The organism is Microcoleus sp. B6-A1 (assembly GCF_036705085.1).
Classification (GTDB): domain Bacteria; phylum Cyanobacteriota; class Cyanobacteriia; order Cyanobacteriales; family Microcoleaceae; genus Microcoleus.
Window position 1 is genome coordinate 1 of sequence record NZ_JAUBTU010000173.1, and the last position, 3766, is coordinate 3766.

3 protein-coding genes are annotated in these 3766 nt (G+C 45.1%); 2 read left to right on the forward strand and 1 reads right to left on the reverse strand.

From position 1 onward, the window contains the following. Window positions 1-92: 92 nt before the first annotated feature. On the reverse strand, window positions 93-770 hold the full coding sequence (gene hpsU, locus QUB11_RS30875; protein ID WP_333207470.1) for a hormogonium polysaccharide biosynthesis acetyltransferase HpsU: 678 nt from the start codon (window positions 768-770) through the stop codon (window positions 93-95). Window positions 771-825: 55 nt separating this feature from the next. On the opposite strand from hpsU, the gene QUB11_RS30880 reads away from it, so the two are divergent. Together QUB11_RS30880 and QUB11_RS30885 are read left to right on the forward strand one after the other, a co-directional pair. Further along, window positions 826-1692: a cation diffusion facilitator family transporter gene (locus tag QUB11_RS30880; protein WP_333392536.1), complete on the forward strand. Its 867-nt coding sequence runs from the start codon at window positions 826-828 to the stop codon at window positions 1690-1692. Between the two features lie 698 nt (window positions 1693-2390). Continuing rightward, on the forward strand, window positions 2391-3766 hold a 1376-nt coding region (locus tag QUB11_RS30885; RefSeq protein ID WP_333392538.1), incomplete at its 3' end, for a DUF4347 domain-containing protein.

Consider the following 3766-nt stretch of genomic DNA (forward strand, 5'->3'; position numbering starts at 1 on the left):
CCCGTCCTTTTTGGACGGGCGGGACGCCCATCCCACTTTCAAGAGTGGAAGTTATTTAATTCTCATTCCTTAGTTTCCCGGTGCAATATCTCTTAGGAACTTTGGTTAATTTCTCGCTGACAGCGGGGACGACAAGGTGTTCCTGTGCAAATAAAGCCTGCAGGCATATTTTTAAAGACGCTGCTGCGAGCTCCAATTAAGGCATTTGCACCGATTTCTACACCAGGGCCAATGAAGCAGTCGGCGGCAATCCAAACGCCGTTATTAATGATAATAGATGCTGTGATTAAGCCAAAGGCTGGGTCTTGAGGGTCATGAGTGCCGGTGCAAAGGTAACTTTTTTGAGAAATGACGCAGTGTTTGCCGATCGCAATTCGATCGAGACTGTACAATACAACATCATCTCCGATCCAACTGTAATCGCCGATTTCAATTTTCCAAGGATAGGTAAAACGAGCCGTAGGGCGGATAATCACACCCCGACCTATTTTCGCTCCAAATAACCGCAGCAAGCCGCTTCTGATGCCGTTAAAAGGGTGTGGAGTGAGAGGAAATGCGATCGCCTGGACGAACCACCAAAGCAAAATTAGCCAACCGGGCTTTCCTCGATCGAAATTTGATTGGTTGTACAGCCGCAAATCAACTAAAGATTCCCCTGTTAAAGTATTTGGCTGGTTGTCGCTAATTGGACGATCGTTTATTTGAGAATTTGGGGAATTTGCGCTCAAATTTTCCGGATCTTGGTTCGGATTTGGTATATAATCGGTCATTGATAGCTAATTTAATGTTTAATTTAAAATCGAGTTTAACCTTAAGGACTGCTGCATGATATTTCCAGTTAGGGACAATTTTGAGCCTGAAAACGCCAAGGATATCGCACAATGCGAGAATATAAATCCCAGAATGGGCAAAGTGCGACTTTTACAAACAGCATTGGTATTGCTTAGCAGCTTTTTTGTAGCAGAGTTAATCGCCGCACTTAATTCTCATAGTTTGTCCCTACTAGCAGATGCGGGTCACGTTTTTTCAGATGTAGCAGCTTTAGCAATAACTTTGACAGCGACTTGGTACTCGTCACTTAAAAACAGAAGTAAATCGGTGGATTGCGCGATCGAATTGAGTTCGGGTACTATTCTTAAGAACAGGCAAGATGCCTGTTCCACAAACAGTGAATTTGATTGTGGGGTGGGCATCCTGCCCGCCCGTGGAGAAATCATTGCTGCTTTAATTAATAGTATCAGTTTAGTGGCGATCGCCCTTTGGATTGCCGCCGAGTCGATCGGCCGTTTGCAGTCCCCAACTCCCGAAGTAGAAGGGCTCCCGATGTTAATTACCGCCATAGTCGGTTTAAGCATCAACTCGATTAATGCTTGTTGCTTGCATTCTTGCTGTCACGGCGACTTGAATCTCAAAAGCGCCTTTCTGCACGCAGTCGCCGACATTTTTTCGTCGGTTGGAGTAATTTTAGCTGCGATCGCCGTAGCGTGGCTGCACTGGAATTGGGCTGACGGCTTAATTAGCTTGCTAGTCTCTGCATCAATTATTTTATTAACTCTACCATTGCTAATCGAAAGCATCCAATTGCTGCTGGGAAAAGTATCAGCAATATCCGCAAATCAACAGCCTTGTGATTGCGAAAAAGTGAGCGCAGAAAAATTGCTTTTTCCATCCCTCGAAGAACTTATTAAATGATCTCTCCTCATCTGCGTATATCTGCGTAGATGCGCTGAGATATGCAGTTAAAATACCTAAGTAATTAACAAGGGCGATATCTAGATTGTAAAGATAGCGTAAACCTTATTATGTCCTCATGGCAAAGATCCGACTTTTCCGACTTTAAGATCCGACTTTTCCGACTTTACAAAGGCAGGGGCGCGAAGCAATGATAGAGATAGGGAAAGTCAACCCACGATGTCTAGATTGTAAAGATATCGTCAACCAGAAGTGTTGTGTTGCTAAATGTTAAATAAAAATATTATCTGAAAAATATGTCTTTAGTATGATACATTGAGGTTGCATCTAAGTTAAACAAACCCATTCCAACGCGAGGTCAGTGAAAGTTCACTTCTGATCGGGATTACCTCGCTCACGTTCTACTTTGCTGGCGGCTTTATTGCGCCAAAATCCGAGTTTCACGCTGCTATGACGATCGCCCTGGGGGGGCGCAAGTCGATCGAATGTTGTCAGCCATGAGCGAAGACAATCAGTTTTTCGTGTTCATTTTCCGTGAACAAAAGGCAACGGGCTAACAATTTTACCGATCGATCGATTTGAGCAATAAGACTAATAAATTATTCAGTCCTATGCAAGAGCACTTAAGATTTGAGGCGGGGGTCTCAACCCCGGCCAGACTTGGATGTAAACGATAGATATAAAGGATTTCAGCAATTATGAACTTATCAACTATGAACAAGCAAATTATTTTCGTAGACTCTTCAGTACAGGATTATCAAAGCCTGATCCAAGGCATCGATCCCGCTCTAATTGTGATTTTAAATGAAAATTTCAGCGCGATCGACCAAATTACTAACGCCTTGGCAGATCAAAAAGATATTGAAGCAGTTCATATAGTTTCTCACGGCAGCGAAGGCAGTTTAAAACTAGGTGCTGACATACTCAATGACAATAACCTAGAAAATTTTAGCGCTCAGATAAAACAGTGGGGAAATGCCCTGACAGCAAATGGGGATATTCTACTTTATGGATGCGATGTAGCAGCCGGAGAAGTTGGAGCAACCTTCGTAAAGCGCCTCAGCGAAATCACAGGGGCAGATGTGGCAGCATCCACCGACAAGACGGGGAATGCAGCACTAGGGGGCGACTGGGAATTAGAAAAAACAACAGGGGCGATCGAAGCCTCCCTTGCCTTGTCCAGCGAAGCAATGGCAACCTATGGCGGTGTTTTAGCCTCACCCGTTCAATTTGACTTCACATCAGTATTCGATCGCGATGTCATTATCAACTACACGGGAGGAGCCATAGACACCCTACAAGGCGAATTGGGTTACGCAGCGGGAGGGGCTAACATAGATACCTTAATCACTCAGTCCTTTGCAACCGAGAAAGGCGGTGCTAGTGGCAATGGTTTACCCGACAACGGCTTTTTCGCAGCAAATGCCTTCCGTCCCGACGTTCAGCTAGGCTACAACAACACCAATAACGGCAACAACGCCAAAGTTCTTACAACTAACGGCACATCCTTTAACTTTGCTGTTACGCCCAACCAGTATTCACAAATCCACCTGTTCGCCACCAGTACAAATGGCAGTGCTGAGATGCAGGTGACATTTAACTATAGCGATGGCACTAATGGGACAGGCACAGCCACAGTAGTTCCTGACTGGTTTGACGAAATTACCGAAACATCGTCGAGTTACTATCTAATCGACGGAATGGATCGAAGCAGTGATACAGCAGGAACAGGTTATCAGAATGCCAATGATCCTGCCCTATTCGGGTTCATGTTTAATCCTAACCCAGCCAAAACGCTGCAGAGCATTACCGTCAGTAAAACAAGCGGTACCAGCCTTGCTAATTATCTGGGAGTTTTCGGAGCCACAGGTGTTTTAGCTGACATCACAGCGCCGACAGCCGCCAGTTTCAGCCCCGCAGACAACGCCACCAGTGTTGCAGTTGCTGCTGATTTAGTTGTCACCTTGAGTGAAGCCGTACAAAAAGGCATCGGCAATATTGTCATCAAGAAAGTCTCCGACAACTCAGTGGTGGAAACCATTGATGTCACATCAGCCAATGTCACCGTTAGCGG